The organism is Stenotrophomonas sp. 93052_Sma, assembly GCF_056481145.1.
Map to the genome: position 1 here is coordinate 3749364 of NZ_CM151134.1, position 15637 is coordinate 3765000.

At 61.8% G+C, this 15637-nt stretch carries 20 protein-coding genes; 7 read left to right on the forward strand and 13 right to left on the reverse strand.

The features are described from left to right. Positions 1 to 439: 439 nt before the first annotated feature. The 8 genes from ACZK2V_RS17610 to ACZK2V_RS17645 all read right to left on the reverse strand — a co-directional run bounded on the left by ACZK2V_RS17610 (position 440) and on the right by ACZK2V_RS17645 (position 5491). Positions 440 to 1051, reverse strand: a complete 612-nt coding sequence (locus ACZK2V_RS17610; protein ID WP_009405769.1) for a S26 family signal peptidase — start codon at positions 1049 to 1051, stop codon at positions 440 to 442. Further along, a complete protein-coding gene (locus ACZK2V_RS17615; protein WP_009405767.1) occupies positions 1048 to 1593 on the reverse strand; it encodes a DUF2840 domain-containing protein in 546 nt (181 codons plus the stop codon). The genes ACZK2V_RS17610 and ACZK2V_RS17615 overlap by 4 nt, the downstream gene beginning before the upstream one ends. Next, positions 1590 to 1877 carry a hypothetical protein gene (locus ACZK2V_RS17620; protein WP_028624781.1) on the reverse strand — a complete coding sequence of 96 codons (288 nt, stop codon included), beginning with the start codon at positions 1875 to 1877 and terminating at the stop codon, positions 1590 to 1592. The genes ACZK2V_RS17615 and ACZK2V_RS17620 overlap by 4 nt, the downstream gene beginning before the upstream one ends. Further along, entirely contained in the window at positions 1874 to 2512 is a 639-nt protein-coding gene (parA, locus tag ACZK2V_RS17625) for a ParA family partition ATPase (protein WP_028624780.1), read from the reverse strand. Before parA ends, ACZK2V_RS17620 begins: the two co-directional genes overlap by 4 nt. Before the next feature lie 265 nt (positions 2513 to 2777). Further along, on the reverse strand, positions 2778 to 3635 hold the full coding sequence (locus ACZK2V_RS17630; protein WP_028624779.1) for a replication initiator protein A: 858 nt from the start codon (positions 3633 to 3635) through the stop codon (positions 2778 to 2780). 14 nt (positions 3636 to 3649) lie between these two features. Then, entirely contained in the window at positions 3650 to 3931 is a 282-nt protein-coding gene (locus tag ACZK2V_RS17635; RefSeq protein ID WP_028624778.1) for a helix-turn-helix domain-containing protein, read from the reverse strand. 83 nt (positions 3932 to 4014) lie between these two features. Continuing rightward, the gene (locus ACZK2V_RS17640) at positions 4015 to 4821 is read right to left on the reverse strand and encodes a DUF2285 domain-containing protein (RefSeq protein WP_028624777.1); all 807 of its coding nucleotides are present in this window, start codon (positions 4819 to 4821) and stop codon (positions 4015 to 4017) included. Positions 4822 to 5143: 322 nt separating this feature from the next. Then, positions 5144 to 5491: a DUF2958 domain-containing protein gene (locus ACZK2V_RS17645; protein ID WP_028624776.1), complete on the reverse strand. Its 348-nt coding sequence runs from the start codon at positions 5489 to 5491 to the stop codon at positions 5144 to 5146. 270 nt (positions 5492 to 5761) lie between these two features. Here ACZK2V_RS17645 and ACZK2V_RS17650 point away from each other — a divergent pair, with 270 nt between their 5' ends. The 3 genes from ACZK2V_RS17650 to ACZK2V_RS17660 are packed head-to-tail and all read left to right on the forward strand — an operon-like array spanning position 5762 to position 7252. Next, positions 5762 to 6055 (forward strand): helix-turn-helix domain-containing protein, encoded by a 294-nt coding sequence (locus ACZK2V_RS17650; protein ID WP_028624775.1) that lies wholly within the window; start codon positions 5762 to 5764, stop codon positions 6053 to 6055. Positions 6056 to 6068: 13 nt separating this feature from the next. Beyond that, positions 6069 to 6356 (forward strand): hypothetical protein, encoded by a 288-nt coding sequence (locus tag ACZK2V_RS17655; protein WP_028624774.1) that lies wholly within the window; start codon positions 6069 to 6071, stop codon positions 6354 to 6356. Then, positions 6356 to 7252, forward strand: a complete 897-nt coding sequence (locus tag ACZK2V_RS17660) for a TIR domain-containing protein (RefSeq protein ID WP_028624773.1) — start codon at positions 6356 to 6358, stop codon at positions 7250 to 7252. Before ACZK2V_RS17655 ends, ACZK2V_RS17660 begins: the two co-directional genes overlap by 1 nt. 42 nt (positions 7253 to 7294) lie before the next feature. Here ACZK2V_RS17660 and ACZK2V_RS17665 read toward each other — a convergent pair whose 3' ends face one another. From ACZK2V_RS17665 to ACZK2V_RS17680, 4 genes are all read right to left on the reverse strand, one after another. Then, complete coding sequence (locus ACZK2V_RS17665) at positions 7295 to 7609, reverse strand: DUF736 domain-containing protein (RefSeq protein ID WP_028624809.1); 315 nt, start codon at positions 7607 to 7609, stop codon at positions 7295 to 7297. 775 nt (positions 7610 to 8384) lie between these two features. Further along, entirely contained in the window at positions 8385 to 8594 is a 210-nt protein-coding gene (locus ACZK2V_RS17670; protein WP_028624810.1) for a hypothetical protein, read from the reverse strand. A gap of 61 nt (positions 8595 to 8655) precedes the next feature. Next, the gene (locus tag ACZK2V_RS17675; protein ID WP_486322634.1) at positions 8656 to 10740 is read right to left on the reverse strand and encodes a ParB/RepB/Spo0J family partition protein; all 2085 of its coding nucleotides are present in this window, start codon (positions 10738 to 10740) and stop codon (positions 8656 to 8658) included. Positions 10741 to 10821: 81 nt separating this feature from the next. After that, complete coding sequence (locus tag ACZK2V_RS17680; RefSeq protein ID WP_486322635.1) at positions 10822 to 11652, reverse strand: DUF932 domain-containing protein; 831 nt, start codon at positions 11650 to 11652, stop codon at positions 10822 to 10824. A 619-nt stretch (positions 11653 to 12271) separates the two neighbouring features. Between ACZK2V_RS17680 and ACZK2V_RS17685 the strand changes: the two genes are divergently transcribed. From ACZK2V_RS17685 to ACZK2V_RS17695, 3 genes are read left to right on the forward strand one after another with little or no spacing between them, the layout of a single operon-like run. Beyond that, entirely contained in the window at positions 12272 to 12643 is a 372-nt protein-coding gene (locus ACZK2V_RS17685; protein WP_028624699.1) for a TIR domain-containing protein, read from the forward strand. Between the two features lie 18 nt (positions 12644 to 12661). Next, positions 12662 to 13636 (forward strand): caspase family protein, encoded by a 975-nt coding sequence (locus tag ACZK2V_RS17690; RefSeq protein WP_028624700.1) that lies wholly within the window; start codon positions 12662 to 12664, stop codon positions 13634 to 13636. A gap of 20 nt (positions 13637 to 13656) precedes the next feature. Continuing rightward, complete coding sequence (locus tag ACZK2V_RS17695; protein WP_071536442.1) at positions 13657 to 14136, forward strand: toll/interleukin-1 receptor domain-containing protein; 480 nt, start codon at positions 13657 to 13659, stop codon at positions 14134 to 14136. Between the two features lie 213 nt (positions 14137 to 14349). On the opposite strand, the gene radC is transcribed toward ACZK2V_RS17695, so the two are convergent. Beyond that, the gene (radC, locus tag ACZK2V_RS17700) at positions 14350 to 14859 is read right to left on the reverse strand and encodes a RadC family protein (protein ID WP_028624701.1); all 510 of its coding nucleotides are present in this window, start codon (positions 14857 to 14859) and stop codon (positions 14350 to 14352) included. A 332-nt stretch (positions 14860 to 15191) separates the two neighbouring features. Between radC and ACZK2V_RS17705 the strand changes: the two genes are divergently transcribed. Next, on the forward strand, positions 15192 to 15635 hold the full coding sequence (locus ACZK2V_RS17705; protein ID WP_033961702.1) for an Rrf2 family transcriptional regulator: 444 nt from the start codon (positions 15192 to 15194) through the stop codon (positions 15633 to 15635). Positions 15636 to 15637: the final 2 nt, after the last annotated feature.

Below are 15637 nucleotides of genomic sequence, written 5' to 3' on the forward strand. Positions count from 1 at the left end.
TGGCGTGTCCTGTCGTGCGAAGCACGGGGACATGCCTGCATTGGCGCGGGCCTCGCGCCCCAAGCGGCACGGTGGCGAAGCCGCTCCGTGCCGCGCCACCCCCATGTGCAGACAGGCTTTCTACGCGGCCTGGTGCCGCGTCCTTTTGTCTTGCCTTCCGCCTTTGCCCTTCGCTGTCGCTCCGGGCATCGTCGGCCCGGCGGCGCTGCTGCGGGAGCAGCCAGCGCGCCGGCGAACGCGCGGACTGACGCCATGAAGACAGCAGGCCGGGCGCGTTCGAAGCAAGACGCCTGCACGTTGGAAGGCTGCGTCGAAGGCAGCGCGACGTGCGGTGCGGATGCACCGGTACGGCAGGCGCGACGACACGGCAACAGCAGCGAGAACGACATGCCCGATGGCACGACAAGATGCACGGCAACGTGCAGCGAGTCGGCGGCCATCATGGGCGGGACTCCAGCCACACCGGATGCGCAACGCCGATCACGGTGGATGCGCTGACCGGGCCGAAATACCGGCTGTCGAACGATGCCGGATTGGTCACGCTCAACAGGAACAGTTCGCCCGGTTCGAGACGGCGGCAAAGCTGCAAGGATGGCAGCGGTCGGCCCAGCCGGTCGGCAGGCAGCGCGGCGGCCGCAGGCACGCCGTCGATGCGAACCTGGCCGGCGACGATGCAAACGTGTTGTGGCGCGACCGCGCCCACACGTTTGAGCAGCGGCACGCGCGTTGGCAGATAGCCGCGCTGCGCGGCCAGCATGGCGGCCCTGTTGGGCAGCGGCACCAGCACGATGCTGTCCACTGACAGCGGACGTGGCAGCGAGGCGGTGCGCGGGTCGAACGGTTCGATGCGATACCAGCCAACCGCCACACTGTCGGACGGGTTGTAGGCCAGGCGCGGCAGCGGCGATACGAAAGCCGCCCAGGCCAGCGCCGCGAGGCCGATGGCGGCCAGTGTCGCCACGACGACGCGAGCGCGCATACGTGAACGTGGGTGCAAGCGGGGACGCGGCGCAACGGCCGACGTGCTGCCCGTGTTGGTCGGGGCCGTCATGGCAGCACCTTCCCGGCCAACCAAGCGGCGTGCCGCTCGGCAGTGTATTCGGGCAGCGCAAGGCGAGCCGCCAGACGGTTGCCCAGCGTACGCCAGTACGCGGGCGACACGTCGATGGCGGCGATGCCCAGCGCTTCGATAGCGTCGATGCGTTCCAGCACGGCGCGCACGTTGGCATCGCCTTCTGCGTGCAGCAGCAGGCGCGCGCCTGGCTGCACACCTGGGATGCGCTGTACGGCATCGAGCGGCGTGGCGGCTTGCATCATCATGAGCTGCCAGCGGATCGTGCCGTAGTCGTTTGCCTCCCAGCGGATGCGGCATAGCATCGTGCCCGGCAGGAACACTGCGCAGCGCCGCCAACGGTCGAGCTGGAGTGTGCGCGCCGGTTCTCCGAAGCGCAGGTAGAGCTTAAAACGGGCCTCGATGTAGGCCAGCGAAACGCGCGTCAGCGGCACGTTGCCGGCCTGTCCGGCGAGTGTCGAAAGCGCAGGCAACGGCGTAACCGGTGCCGCGTTCGCGGCAGGCAAAGCGGATGCGGTCATGGTGTGTTCTCCCTGCGGTGTTCTGGAAACTCGCGCTCCAGCAGGCCGCGCAGCAGGTCGGCCACGGTCACGCCCCGCGTGAAGGCCGACACCTTGATGCGTGCCCGCATGGCAGGCGTGATGTCGAGGGTCAGGCGAGCGGTGTAAAGGTCGCCCTTGTTGAGCGCATCCGCGTCACCCTGGCGAATCCACGCCTCGGCGTGCGGATTGGCGGGCGGACGCGCACCGATGCCGACCCGCTTGGCTGGGCGTTTGCCGTTGGGTGGGTTGCTGTTGTCGCTCATGACGGCCACTGCAGCAGTTCGTCCACCAGGGCGGTGATTTCGCGGGCGGCGGCGCTGTCGGGCGCTGTTTCGCGGGCGAGCCGGCCAGCGGCCACGCTGTCGGCGAAGACGATGCGTTGGTGGATCTCCGAGCGCAGCGCGGGCAGCGGCTGTTCGGCCAGCGATTGCCGTGCTTCCCTGCCGATGATGGTGGTGCTGACGCGCCGATTGATGACGAAGGCCGCTGCTAGCTGCGGCCGGAACACCTGTGCCTCGCGGATCAGCGAAACCATTTCTGAGCTGGCCCACAGGTCGTAGGGGCTGGGCTGCACCGGGATTAGCACGCGCTCGGCCGCCAGCAGCGCGGAGCGCGCCAAGGCGGCGATCCTGGGTGGCCCGTCGATAATGACGTGATCGGCCCGCCTGGCGAGTTCTGGCGCTTCCTGGTGCAGTGTTTCACAGGCGAGGCCCACGGCGCTGAACAACCGTGGCAAGCCCTGCTGGCTTCTGCGCTGTGTCCAGTCCAGTGAGGAACCCTGCGGGTCGGCATCCAGCAGGATGACGTGTAGGCCGCGCATCGCCAGCTCGCCGGCGATGTGCGTGGCGAGCGTGGTCTTGCCGACACCGCCTTTCTGGTTGAGAAACGCGAAGATCATGGCGCGGCCCTCCCTGCTGGAAAGCCGGGCTTTGCCTGTCCTGCGAAACGGGGTTCGCCGTGCCGTTTGGCGGTTGTCCACCGAAACGGCGCGCTTCTACTAAAAGTTATGTATTTACTGTTAGGGAAGTTAAGGGGCGAGAAAACCCAGCAACGGCGCGGGTTTGCAGCCGATTTTTTTGCCTGATAGCACGACGATTTGTTGCCTGATAGCACGAGTCCTCTGTTGCCTGATAGCACGAGTGAATTAACAGGTTTTCCCGCAGTTATCCCCGTGCCGTGGGCGGCACGGGCCGGAATGTCAGCAGTTCGGTTTTCTCGCCAGGCATCCGCTCGATGCCCAGGACGTAGCCGGGCAGCGATTGCCGCGCCACCAGCGCGCGCAGGTCGGCGGCGAAGTCGTAGAAGCGCGCCACGCTGCCCGACTTGCGGTACAGGTGCTGGAAATCGAATTGCCAGCCATGTTCCTGCCGGCCGCCATGCTTGCGCACCAGGCGATACAGCCACCGCTCGATGCCGCCCGTGAGCCGGAAATACGTCGGGTGGATGGTTAGCACCAGGGCCGCGTCCACCACGCCCGCATAGAACCAGTCCGGCAGGATCAGCTCGATGCCCAGCGGCGTGCCGCTGGCGTCGGCCAGCTCCTTCCACTCGTTGATCCACGAGAAGCGATGCAATCGCCTTCCCGTGGTTTCTCGAATGGACGTGGCCACCGTGGTCGATTGCAGCCGGTCGAGCGCGGCCTTGAGGCGCTGGTAGTCGCGCAGCGACGTACCGCGCCCGATGAAGCGCAGGATCTCGTAGGGACGCACCTGCATCAGCCGCGAGGTCGGGATGCCCGCGTCGCGGGCTTCCACGATCTGGCTGGCGGCCCAGATCAGGATGTCGGCATCCCATATCGTGGCGATGCCATGTTCCTGTGTGCCTTCCACGCGGATGGTGATGCTCCCGCTGCGGAAATCGATCGGCGCGGTGCGCCGCGACTTCGCCAGCGAGAAGAACGGAAAGGCCATCAAGTCCTGGCTGTCGCGCGGCGCCATGTCGCCCGGCAGCGCGCGGAACAGGTCGAGCTGTTCGCGCTGCGGCAAGGCGTGCCCTGGTGGGCGGAACATGGCGATGGCCACCGACGATGCGCCGATCAGCGCGCACGGCTGTCAGCCGAGTGGTGCTCGGCATATTCGGGGTCGGAAGTGGTCTCGAAGCTGCGCGTTTCCGCCCAGGCATCAAGGTCGGCCACGGCGTACATCACACGGCGGCCGAACTTGCGGAACTTCGGGCCGCCGCCGATCACGCGCTGTTTCTCCAGCGTGCGCGGTGACAGGCGCAGGTAATCGGCAGCTTCATCGTTGGTGAGATAGCGTTGGGGGTGTGCGGGTGTGGCAGCGGGAACGGCGGCAGGCCGCAAGGGAGCGGGTCGCATGGGATGTACCTCCATCGGTAGGTAAAGCCCGGCCACACAGCGCGACCGGATGGAGGCAGTCTCAAGAAACTTGGGGTTCTTGCTCAGGGACGTTCTGCAGGGGATGCGAAACGTCCCCCCTCATGCGGCGGAACGGGGGGAAGTTGCGCCAGACGGCGATAGCCACCGCGCATCAGCCCATTGGCCCGGCGCACCAGCCGCCGCACGCGGGCGCGCAAAGCGCTGTCGGCGTGCCAGTCGGCGGCAACGGCATCCACACCAAACAGCCCTTCGGCCACCTCCCGCAAGGACGCACCCGCCAGGGTCGCGTCCAGCGCCTGAAGCGTGTGCAGTTCCAACAATGCGGACAGCGGCGGACGTGGCCGGACGGTCGCCGCAGGTACGGCACCTGCGGCTACGGCGATCTTGTTCAATTCGCTCACCAGGGCTGCATAGCGTTCGCAAGGTGCGACGCAGGCCCGGATGGCATAGGCGTAAGCCATGCCGTCGGCCAAGCCTGGCGCGAGCACGAAACGCAGGCAGCAGCCGGGCCAGCGTGCCACCAGCACCAGGCGCTTGCCGTCATGGATCAGGTGTTTGTGGCCCGGCAGCTTCCAGAACGCAAAGCACAAGGCATCGGGCGGCGGATCGGCATCCGGGTAGAGCTGCACCACGGCATCGTGATCGGGGAACCAGGCCGGGTGTGCATCCCGCGCATCCAGGGCGGGATCTTCCAGCAGGCGCAGCCCCCAATGCCCGGCGGCATCCGGTTGGCGACGACGGCGCAGCCAGTCGCGCTGGTAGTCTGGATGACGGCGCAGGTACTCCCAGGCCAGCGCCGGGCCATCCAAGTGCAGAACGTAGAGATAGGCCGCCGTGGCATACCACGGCTCGGCACTGCGATCAGCCATACGGCAACCTCCCTGTGCTGGGGATGCGTCGCCACGGCGAAACGGCGTGCTACGAGGCCATCGTCAAAACGTCATGGGTGAAGCGTAAACTGGCAGTGTCAAGACCGATGAACTCCGATACGTTGCTGAAATCGTCCGAGTGCGACGGCGGCAACGCACTCCAATGGCATGCCGCGTCGGTCAGCTTGCCGCAGCCCGCGCCAGGCATCATGACCGTTTCGATCTGGCACGCACCGCTTCGGTGCAACACTGCCAATTCAGACCGAACGGGTCACAGACCAGACCGAAATAGACACAGTGCGCCACCGCTTCGCGGTGGCCCTCAATCGGTGATCGAGCCGTTGTCTTCGGCCAGCCGCAGGTATTCCGACAGCCGCCGCACCGGCTGGAAATAGCGATCCCGCATCACGGACTGCTGCCGCGGCCCGACGATGGCGGCCAGGTCGGACAGCTTCACCGTTCCCAGTGCAGGCATGCCAATCCCCAAGCCGATCAGGCCGTGGGCAGTATCGCCATCGGCTGGGTCGAGCGAAGCCAGCAGCCAGGTGGCATGCGCATCCGGGGTGAACAGGCGCACCACGGGCTGCGGGTCGGTGTCCTGCCCGGCAGCGCGGGCCTGGCCGTTGGCCAGCAGGCGCGTGCGCTCGTCGGCGGTGATGAGCGGGGTCATGGCTGCACTCCCACGCATGCACGAAACATCAGGGACGCTTTACCGCATTCCCTCGAAAGCGCAGATGCGCAAGCCCACGCATCCGCAAAAGCGTAGAAGCACGAAGGCACATGCACGGAAGTCAGGAAAGACACGGATCAGGCTCTCCGCTTTTGCTGAAAGCCGCCAATGCGGATTTCAGTAAAGGCACAAACGGAAAAATGAACACTATAGATTGTAGCCCTATAGGGCGCAACAGGTTGTCATTCTGGATTTTGGGGAAAGTTCAGAATGACAGCATTCAAGCCATCGTTGCCCGATGCACTACGGCGGATCAGAAAGGCGCGTGGCCTGAGCCAGGAGGCGTTCTCGGATGTGTCCAGCCGAACTTACCTCAGCTCTTTGGAGCGAGGGCTGAAAAGCCCAACATTGAATAAAATTGAAGATGTTTGTGCCGTGCTGGATGTTCACCCACTCACGCTGCTGGTCCTTGCGTATGCAGGCAGTGATCCCAAAAACGCCCACGAACTGATGGATCACATTGCTCGGGAAGTTTCATCATTTTCCGAGCATCTGAATAAATAAAAGGAGGTGAGTCGTGTTCAAAATTACCGGACTGGATAAGCTTCAGAAAAACCTGAAAGATGCGCAGCGCGCCTTGAGTGAGTTAGACGGCGAACTGGGGGTCGTAAACTTTGATCCAAATGATCCCGCCAGCATTGAGGGCGCAATTCAATCGGTCAATCGAATGATCGACGACCGCTTAGGAGAATATTCTTCGAACCCTATCGTTGGCCCTCTCGCAGAACAAATGAAGGAAAAGTATCGGGAGAGTATTCTTGAAAAAGCGGCAGAAGCTAGATTGAAGTCGGATGGGGATGATTGATGGCTAAAGACTTATTCTCGGAAATAAACAATGCAGTTCTAGATTTGCAGTCCTCACAGCTTCAAACTTACGAAAGACCTCTCAAAAAATTGGCTCAACTGCTACGACATCCCGACCTTGAGCCATACAACGCCGAGCTCACGGAAGGTCTCGACGTTGAGGCGTTCATCGCTGAAAGTGAAAAGTCTGGGGGCAGCATGATTGGAAGCGCCCAGCTTGCTTGGCCAGACGACCCCAAGCAGGCGCTGGGGTTGACGTTGCTTTTAATCGAGAAGCTGGCGGCAGATCCCGGCTACGCTACCAATTTCGGACACCATTTTTTCTATTCCGGAAAAAAGGTCATTGCTGGAATTCACGCACTTACTGGCCAGCTAATCATTCCCTTTGTGCGGGATTACAAGAGTTATATCCAGACCAAGGGGAGCACGGATACCATGTTAAAAGCTCAATTTTCGCGCAAAGTCTTTATCGTTCATGGTCACGACGATGGTGCTCGTGAAACAGTGGCACGATTTCTTGAGCGAATCGGGCTTGAAGCCGTCATCTTGCACGAACAGGCTAACCAAGGACGAACAATTATCGAAAAAGTGGTTGCTCACAGTGATGTTGGTTTCGCAGTAGTTCTGCTTACTCCAGACGATGAGGGCTGCGTAAAAGGAGGAACACCTGAGCCCAGAGCCCGTCAGAATGTGCTTTTGGAGTTGGGGTACTTCATTGGTCGCCTAGGCAGAGACAAGGTATGTGCTCTCAAACGCGGGGCGGTGGAAATTCCAAGCGATTTCGCCGGTGTTGTTTGGGAGACGATGGATAGCGGCGGGGGCTGGAAACAGGCACTCGCGCGTGAGCTTGAAGCTGCCGGTCATAGCATCGACTGGAATAAGGTCATGCGTGCATAGAGTTGTGCCCCGCCGTAATGGGCGGGGCGCGGTGAGCGACTATCAGGCGGCCTTGGGCTTGCTGCGCGACCAGATCAGGTCGTGCGTGCCGTCCTCGCCTTCGATCAGGCGGGCATAGACCGTTGCAGGGAACGATGGATCGTCAAGGGTCACGGACACATAAGGGCGTCCGGCCTCGCTGGTCTTTTTCCACGCTGCGCCGATGTCGTGGCCAGCCGCTTGCAGGCGGTAGTCGGGTGCGCTTTCGTTGTCACCCTTGTCGTTGGGAACCAGCTTGACCTTGACGTTGAGCGTCAGGGTGCGAAGCGTGCCGGTGAAGCCGTCTTTCTCTGCGGTGAAGGTGCCAATGTTAGCCATGATGATTTCTCCTTTCGGGTTGAACAAGGTCGCGCCAGTGCGTCCTTGTTGTGATCCGCCCGGCGGGGGATGGGCTGGCCGCACCGCGGAGCGGTCGCAACAACGTGGAGAACCTGGAGGCGAAAAGAATTTGTCCCGCGAGGAATGCGCGCAGCGTAGGGGAAATTGTTTTCGCCGCAATGTTGCGGTCATAAAGCCCAATGCGCAGCCGCGCCACCGCCAGGATTCACGACAAGCCAAGGACGCACGGGTCGCCTCTCCCGAATGGAGACATGACCGACTCGGCATCCCCGTATGACAACCTCACCGGCTTGTTCCCTGACGCGGCCAGGTCAATGCCCCAGCAACAAGGTACGAGCGCTCCTGCCACAACTTGCGGCCACATGCTTGATGCGTGGCGTGGAAGCTCCACATCGAGGCCAGGTGGTGTGTCGGTGAACCGTCCTTCGTGACGTACAGGCAACGAACCGCCAGCGTCGAGCACGGCACGCTTTCGTGCAACCTGCCGCAGCAAGCCGGGGCGTAGCCCCACAAGCGCCGCCCATTGCGGCGAGGTGCTGTCGGAATGTCGGCGGCGCGTGCGCCGCTGCACTTGCATGGCTTCAATGGTTTTTGCGCAAAAAGCGACTTGTGCGCGGCCCCTTTGCCGCCTGACCGAAGGCGGTAAAGGGGCGTTTTGGCTTTGAGCCTTGAAACCGGGCGCGGCCACCGCCGCGCCCGGATTTTTGGCATTCCCCGCGCCCAAGACGGAACGGCTTGGGCGCGGAGCTGCTCCCTATTCTTTGGTTTCGATGATCCACCACACGGCACGCGGCAAGGCGCGGCCCGTGATGGGGTGTAGGTCGGTCAGGTCGGCACGGGCTGTCCAGCCGCGAGGCGGACGGTAGCCCCGCACGTCGCTATCGCCATGCCAGCGGCGGGCGCGTACCGTGCCGGGGGCATAGGTCGCGGCCATGCGCGGACGGTTCGTGGTGTCGTGGCTCATAGGGGAATCCTCGGCATGAAAGCGCCCCGGCCGGAACCGGGGCGCTATCTGTGGTACGGGGTCAAACGGCCAGTGCCTCGGCCTGCGTCTGCTCATCCGCCACGGCGGCGGCTTCCTCCGGCGCTTCGGCTGCCTCGTCCGTCACCACCTCCTGCGCGGCCTGCTGCGTGGCTTCGGCGGCGAAGATTGCGGGCATCCAGCCAGTTCCATCGGCCAGCCGTTCGGCTTCGCTGGCAATGTCGCCTTTTTTCAACTTCGCCAGCCGGGTGACGTGCTCCGGTGCGAATTCGCCCACGGCTTCCAGAATCGCGGCCTTCGGCACATGCTGGAAATAGCCGTCTGCGGTCGGTTGCCACCATGCCGCCATGTCCAGCGCCACGGCCTGCGCCAGTTCAGCGCCGGGCTGGTGCTGCGTGGCGCGGAGCGTCACCACATCGACCGTGGATGCCACGCATACGGCCAGCAGGCGCACCAGTTCATCCTGCGACTTAGCCAGCAGTGCGGCGAACAGTTCGGCGCTGTCCTCCGGCAAGGCTTCACCCGCTACCTGTTGCAGTTCGCGCAGTGCCACGGCGGCGGGCGATTCCGGCCAGTCCGGGGCCATGCCTTCCAGCCGATCCTGCTGGGCCAGCTTCACGCCCAGCGGCAGATCGTGGCCGTAGTGGCTGCCTTGCAAGACAGTCTGCACCATGCCATGCACCAGTGCGGCCAGCGCTACCTGCGGATGCCGTGCGACTTCGATTTGCAGCGCGGCGGTACGGTGGGCACTCAACCGCTGTGCCAGTCGGTCGGACACGGCGGCGGTCTTGGGGGCGTCGTCGGCTTCCTCGCCGGTGTCGTCGTTCCCAGCTTCGCCCTCGCGGCCGAAGCCCTGCCGCAAGCGTTCCAGCGTGCGCAGTGCCTTGGCCTCGGCTTCGCGCAGCAGGCCACGATGAATCACGGCCTCGCCGTTGCGGTCGATGGTGACGATGGCACCGGCGGCAGCTTTGACGGCATCCCCGTAGTCCTGCAAGCCATCCTCCAGCGCCTGCAACTGTTCGCCCAGGTGTTCGCCTTCCTCCTGCAAAGCGTCGGCCTTTTCTTCATCGTCGGCGTCCAGGGCGGCATCCACGGCCTCGGCCAGCGCCTGCATCTTGGTTTGCAGCTTCTCGATGCGTTGGGCTTCGCGCTTGTTCGGGCTGCGGCGCTGCCTCGGGGCGCGCTGGAAGGCTTGCAGGTCGGCATGGGTCGTGCCGGGGGTGGCATCCACCCATGCCCAGCCTTCGGCCTTCACCTCGGCGGCAAGGCTGGCCAGCTTGTCCTGCGCCAGCCGTTCCAGCAGCGTGGCATCGGTCAGATACACGCCGCTATTGGCTTCCGCGAACAGATCGCGGCGGGTGCCACCGCCTGCGGCCTCGTAAGCATCCAGCCCAACGAAGCGCACCAGCGGATGCCGGTAGGCGTCAATCTCGCGCTCTGTCAGGCGGTTGCGCAGGTTATGCGGGCTGCGCTGCCATGTCGGCGCATCGTAGAACGCGGCTTCCTGTGCGGCGTGGTCGTCGGTGATGGCAAGGGCCATCAACTGGTCAAGGCTCACGGCTTCGGCCCGGTAGTCGGCCAGCAGCCGGGGCGAGACGTTAGCCAGCTTCAAGCGGCGCTGTACCACCAGCGGCGTGACGCTGAAATCTGCGGCAATGTCCTCGATGGGGCGGCCTTCGGCCACCAGCGCGGCAAATGCCTCGAACTGGTCGGCGGGGTGCATGGCTTCGCGTTGCACGTTCTCGGTCAGGCTGGCGGTGCGGGCGGTGCCATCGGCCACCAACAGGCAAGGCACCTCCCATTCCTTGCTGATGCGGTGCTTTTTCGCCAGCAGCTTGAGGGCGGCAAGGCGACGGCCTCCGGCCACGACTTCGTAACGCTCGCCGTCAGCGGTCGCGGTCACGATCAGGTTTTGCAGCAGGCCGACACGCTGGATGCTGGCGGCGAGTTCGGGAATCGACATGCGCGGGGTCTTGCGCACGTTGCGGCCCGTAGGGCGCGATACCAGCCGCGACAGCGGCACAAGAATCAGATTCTTGCTCGGGTCGGCGGCTTCCAGCAGCACGGCAGGCGCGGCGCTGGCCGTGGCGTGGATGGCTTGGGCTTCGGTGTGGTTGATGGCGTTCATGGTGAAAACTCCTTGCGATGATGGAATGCAGCAGCGAATGACGCGGCAAGGGTTGCTGCCTGCCCCTGCCGCGCAGGGAAATCAGGCTTTCAACTGGCGCAGGCCGTCGGCCAGCAGCCACAGGGCGCGATTGAGGCGCACATCGGAATCAATGCCCTGCACCGGGCGGGTCTGCTGGCGGCGTCCGTTGGCGCTGCGTCCAGACAATCCGCCTTTGGTCAGGTTTTCCTGTATGCGGTTGAAGGTCATCCACAAGTCCGGGCGGCGGTCGTCGAAGCGGCGCGGCATCAGGATTTGCGATTCGGTGATGGGCGCGGGCTTGTTGTCCGTGGGGTCGTACTTGAGGGCCAGCGCGGAACGGGCGAATACTTCGGCTTCGCCTTCATCCAGCGTGATCGTGCGCATAGCATCGCGGGACTCCTTCACGCGCTCGAAACCGCTCAACACCTCGAAAGCGCCTTCAATGACGGAACTGGCCACGTCGCCTTTGTGGGGTACGCGCACGTCTGCCACGGTGTCGCCGCAGACAAGGCCATTGCTGCAAACGAAGCGGAACATTCCGGCCAACATCTGATAGCTGCTGGTGCCGTCGTGCGAGTTCAGCAGCACGATTTCGTTGGCTTCCGCGCCGTTGATCTGGCTGGCGTGGCGCAGGCGAATCATGTGTTTGGTGTGTTCGCGCTTGCCTTCATCGCGCACGCGGGTTTGCGTCACCATGAAGGGTTGAAACCCCTCCTTGCGAAGCTCGGTCAACACGGCAGCGGTGGGGATGTAGGTGTACCGCTCGGAACGGCTCTCATGCGCGGCATCCGCGAAGATGGACGGGGCCACCCTGCGAATCTGGCCATCGGACAGCGGGTAGTCGCTGCGCAGTGAGGGGGAGCGGGAAGCGAAACGGGATGCGAGTTGCATGGTCTTTCTCCTGACGAAAAGGGTTTGCTGTTCAAACCGCACACCGGATTCCAAGATTCGGAGCCCAGCCTTTCGGCTGTTCGGTGCGGTTGGCACGAGGAACCCGGTTGGCCCTGTTGCCACCGTCTTTCCTGAGTTCATCGCCCGCGGCCAAAGGAGCGCGCGGACGGGGGCCGTCAAGGAAACAAGCGCAGGGTTGGTGCGGCCCGCAGGCGCAGCCGAGGACACGGCCCTGCGCGCCTTGACGGCTCACGGAAGCGGGCTACGGTCGCGGACAAGGTGATGAAGTCAGGGGAGACGGCTGGACAAGGCAACGGCCGCCCTTGTGTGCTGAGCCGCACGCAAGCGAAGCGCGCAGGCCCGAAGCTGGAAGCCGGGCCGTAGGCGTCAGCCGAGCGGAGCGAGGGAACGATGGAAGCCCGTCAGGGGCGAGACTCGCGTAGCGAGGCTCGATGCGCAGCACGACAGCGCGGCCGGCCGTGCTCTTGGGCCGGGGACGCCCGCCATGTTTGTTCCTTCAGCCCTATGCGTCCGACACGATTAATACCGAAATATCTGTTACATTCGATACGAAGTATCGAGACAGGCACTCCAACACCATTTCGGCAAAGAGGATCACATGGCAGACAAGAAAGTTATTTTCGTTGCATTCGCTATTGAAGACGAAAGGCAAAGGGACTTTTTGAAAGGTCAATCACTCCTTACGAATTCCCCTTTCGAATACATAGATATGTCAGTCAAGGAGGCCTATGCATCGGAGTGGAAAGACAAAGTCCGTGCCCGAATTCGTCGATCGGATGGCGTGATCGCCTTGATTAGCAAGAACTCCTTGGCGTCTAGCGGACAGAAATGGGAGATTGCATGCGCACGTGAGGAAGGAAAGAAAGTGTTGGGCGTCTGGGCCTATTCCGATGATCGGACTAAAGTTGAAGGCGTAAACACTGTCGCATGGACATGGGATGCCATAAAGAACTTTATCAACGGTCTTTGACATACGCGGAGTGACGTTATGCGCATAGCTCTAATCGTTGGCATAAATCATTACGAGCATGGTGGCTCTTTATATGGATGTGTCGATGACGCTCACGCGGTGCAAGCTGTCCTAGCTCGTCATGGGGATGGCTCTGTCAACTTCGATTGCAAAATGTTCACCGGGACTGGTCCAGCAGATCGCGTCGAACGGTCTTTATTAAAAGATCGCGTTGAGGAGCTTTTCAAGGCACAAGCTGATATTGCTCTTTTTTATTTTGCTGGTCATGGACATATTGAGGCGACTGGGGGATATCTGCTGGCGACGGATTCTCGCCGTGGTGACGAAGGGCTATCGCTCTCCGAAGTCCTTGCGTTGGCCAACAAATCGCCAGCACGCAACAAGATAATCATCCTTGATAGCTGCCACTCAGGAATAGCCGGCACTCCTCCAGTCGCTGGAGAGCTAGCCAGCTTGTCTGAAGGTTTGACGATCCTTACTGCCTCAGCGGCTGATCAGTATGCAACGGAGGAAAACGGCAGAGGCGTATTCACGACCCTATTGGTAGATGCCCTTCATGGAGGGGCGGCCAACCTCACTGGCGACATCACGCCAGGTAGCATTTATGCACATGTTGACCAATCCCTGGGGGCTTGGGAACAGCGTCCGATTTTTAAAACCAACGTCCGTCAATTCGTCTCGCTTCGAAAGGTCAATCCGCCTATCTCCTTAGATGATCTCAGGCGTATAACGGAATTTTTCCCCCGACGTGGTTTTGAATACAAGCTCGACCCTACATTCGAGCCGGAGCTGAAGGGGAGAGATCCCGGCATGCCTCCGCCAGATCCTGAAAATACGCGCAAATTCGCGTTGCTGCAGCGATACAATCGCCTTAACTTGGTCGCGCCTGTGGATGCCCCTCATATGTGGCACGCTGCCATGCAGAGCAAGTCCTGCAAGTTGACAGTGCTAGGGGAGCATTATCGGCTTCTTGCTGAAAAACAACGCCTGTAAAGTGTATAAAAAGGAAAGGCATGAAGATATTTTTATCTCATCAACAAACTGATTCGGCGTTAGCCTTGAGAATTCAAGGTCATTTAAAAAGAAATCACAACATTGATTGTTATTTGGATGTCATTGATCCAAAATTTAATAACGGGGAAGATATTGCGGCACATGTCAGAAAGGAGCTTGACAAATGCACGCAACTGCTGGCTGTTGTTTCTGATGCAACTAAGGCATCATGGTGGGTGCCATGGGAAATAGGTGTTGCAACGGAAAAGGATTTTCCACTTGCCACATTCGGTGGAAACATTGAGCTTCCAGATTATTTAAAGAAATGGCCGTATCTCAAAAGCACTTCTGATCTGGATATATACGCTGAGACATCCAAAGAAGCGGCCAAGCGCGTGCTAACTGCAAGCAACGAGTCAGCTTCATCTGGAACGACTGTATTCAGGGTGGATGCAACTAGACACTTCTATAAAACATTGCGAGCAAAGCTTGGGCAATAGAAGTGCGGGGGGCAGAAATCCCTGTCACATTGGCGTGATCAAGTCTCTGCCAACAATGTTTCCTTGAGCCACCGCGCAAGCTCCATATCGGCCCGCAATGGCTCAAGATTCGAGCTAGTATGGCTCCACGAGCGGGCTACTACCTCCGCATTGAATCGAGATGTCTCCTTTGACCATATAAGAATATCGCAAAAGGGGCCGAAGCCCCTTGGGCTAGATTAGCCCGCGCTCGGCGAATGATGCCGTGGAGCTACCCGCAACGATGACGTGATCGAGCACCCGCACGTCCACCAGCCCCAGCGCCTCCCTGAGCCGCTGGGTCAGCGCCCGGTCGGCCGCGCTCGGCTCGGGGGTCCCGCTCGGATGGTTGTGCGAAACGATGACCGCCGCCGCATTCAACCGCAGCGCCTCCTTGACCACTTCGCGCGGATACACCGAAGCACCGTCGATGGTGCCGTGGAACATCTCCCGGTATTCGATCAGCCGATGGCGCGTGTCCATGAACAGCACCGCGAACACTTCATGCTCGAAGCCGGCCAGCTTGGTGCGCAGGTACTCCTTGACCGCCGCTGGCGAAGTGAACTCGGCCCCGCGCTGCATCTTCTGGTCGATGACCTGGCGCGCAGCTTCCAGAATGTCGCCGGCTGATGCCGGCAGATAGCGTCCGTGTGCGTCGCGCACCAGTAGCGAGGAATCGAAGGAAGGAAAGGACAGTTGTGACATGATCGTGCTCCGGTTGCTCGGGCGGAATTGCCCGGAACCGTGGAGAGCACGGCGCAGCGAAAGCAGTCAGGGTTCAGGGACGGCCACAGGCCGCAAGCGTGCAAGCACGCGCAGCCCTTGACGGCGAGAACGCCGTGATACGGTGAAGGGAACAGCAAGACCGCCTACCCCCGCCCACTGCATACACTTGCCATTGGGCAAGCGCAGCGCGCAGGCCCGCAAGGGCCGAAGGCATCAGCAACTGTCTTGAATGTCAAGCATGAAGGCTCGACAGCAGCCGACGTTCACGTTCTGTCTTGACATTCGACCTCAAACAGAACATCATTAGTTACATGAAACGCGACAGCCGCCTGTCTTCCGTCCTGCATGCACTGCTGCACATGGCTGAGCAGGATGGCCCCGTCACTTCTGAAACCCTGGCTCAATGCTTGGGTACCAACCCCGTTGTCGTCCGGCGCACCATGGGGTATTTGCGAGAAGCGGGCATCGTCACTTCAGATCGAGGCCACGCGGGTGGATGGCGCATCCATGCCGACCTTGGCGCCGTCACCCTGCTCCAGTTGCACGAGGCGCTGGGCGAGCCGGCCATGTTTGCCATAGGCAATCGCAACGAAACACCGGAGTGCCTGGTCGAGCAATCGGTGAATGCCGCGCTCGAAGGCGCCTTTGCCGAGGCCGAGGCGCTGCTGCTGAAACGGTTCTCGGAAATCACTCTGGCCGATCTGGCCGCCGACTTCGCGCGCCGGCATGCGGCAGCACGACGCAAGAGGAGTTGACC

Bases quoted from the DNA above. Each gene is read 5' to 3' on its own strand.
- ACZK2V_RS17610 (WP_009405769.1), bottom strand. From the start codon at position 1,051: ATGACGGCCCCGACCAACACGGGCAGCACGTCGGCCGTTGCGCCGCGT.
- ACZK2V_RS17615 (WP_009405767.1), bottom strand. From the start codon at position 1,593: ATGACCGCATCCGCTTTGCCTGCCGCGAACGCGGCACCGGTTACGCCG.
- ACZK2V_RS17620 (WP_028624781.1), bottom strand. From the start codon at position 1,877: ATGAGCGACAACAGCAACCCACCCAACGGCAAACGCCCAGCCAAGCGG.
- parA (WP_028624780.1), bottom strand. From the start codon at position 2,512: ATGATCTTCGCGTTTCTCAACCAGAAAGGCGGTGTCGGCAAGACCACG.
- ACZK2V_RS17635 (WP_028624778.1), bottom strand. From the start codon at position 3,931: ATGCGACCCGCTCCCTTGCGGCCTGCCGCCGTTCCCGCTGCCACACCC.
- ACZK2V_RS17640 (WP_028624777.1), bottom strand. From the start codon at position 4,821: ATGGCTGATCGCAGTGCCGAGCCGTGGTATGCCACGGCGGCCTATCTC.
- ACZK2V_RS17645 (WP_028624776.1), bottom strand. From the start codon at position 5,491: ATGACCCCGCTCATCACCGCCGACGAGCGCACGCGCCTGCTGGCCAAC.
- ACZK2V_RS17650 (WP_028624775.1), top strand. From the start codon at position 5,762: ATGACAGCATTCAAGCCATCGTTGCCCGATGCACTACGGCGGATCAGA.
- ACZK2V_RS17660 (WP_028624773.1), top strand. From the start codon at position 6,356: ATGGCTAAAGACTTATTCTCGGAAATAAACAATGCAGTTCTAGATTTG.
- ACZK2V_RS17665 (WP_028624809.1), bottom strand. From the start codon at position 7,609: ATGGCTAACATTGGCACCTTCACCGCAGAGAAAGACGGCTTCACCGGC.
- ACZK2V_RS17670 (WP_028624810.1), bottom strand. From the start codon at position 8,594: ATGAGCCACGACACCACGAACCGTCCGCGCATGGCCGCGACCTATGCC.
- ACZK2V_RS17675 (WP_486322634.1), bottom strand. From the start codon at position 10,740: ATGAACGCCATCAACCACACCGAAGCCCAAGCCATCCACGCCACGGCC.
- ACZK2V_RS17680 (WP_486322635.1), bottom strand. From the start codon at position 11,652: ATGCAACTCGCATCCCGTTTCGCTTCCCGCTCCCCCTCACTGCGCAGC.
- ACZK2V_RS17685 (WP_028624699.1), top strand. From the start codon at position 12,272: ATGGCAGACAAGAAAGTTATTTTCGTTGCATTCGCTATTGAAGACGAA.
- ACZK2V_RS17690 (WP_028624700.1), top strand. From the start codon at position 12,662: ATGCGCATAGCTCTAATCGTTGGCATAAATCATTACGAGCATGGTGGC.
- ACZK2V_RS17695 (WP_071536442.1), top strand. From the start codon at position 13,657: ATGAAGATATTTTTATCTCATCAACAAACTGATTCGGCGTTAGCCTTG.
- radC (WP_028624701.1), bottom strand. From the start codon at position 14,859: ATGTCACAACTGTCCTTTCCTTCCTTCGATTCCTCGCTACTGGTGCGC.
- ACZK2V_RS17705 (WP_033961702.1), top strand. From the start codon at position 15,192: ATGAAACGCGACAGCCGCCTGTCTTCCGTCCTGCATGCACTGCTGCAC.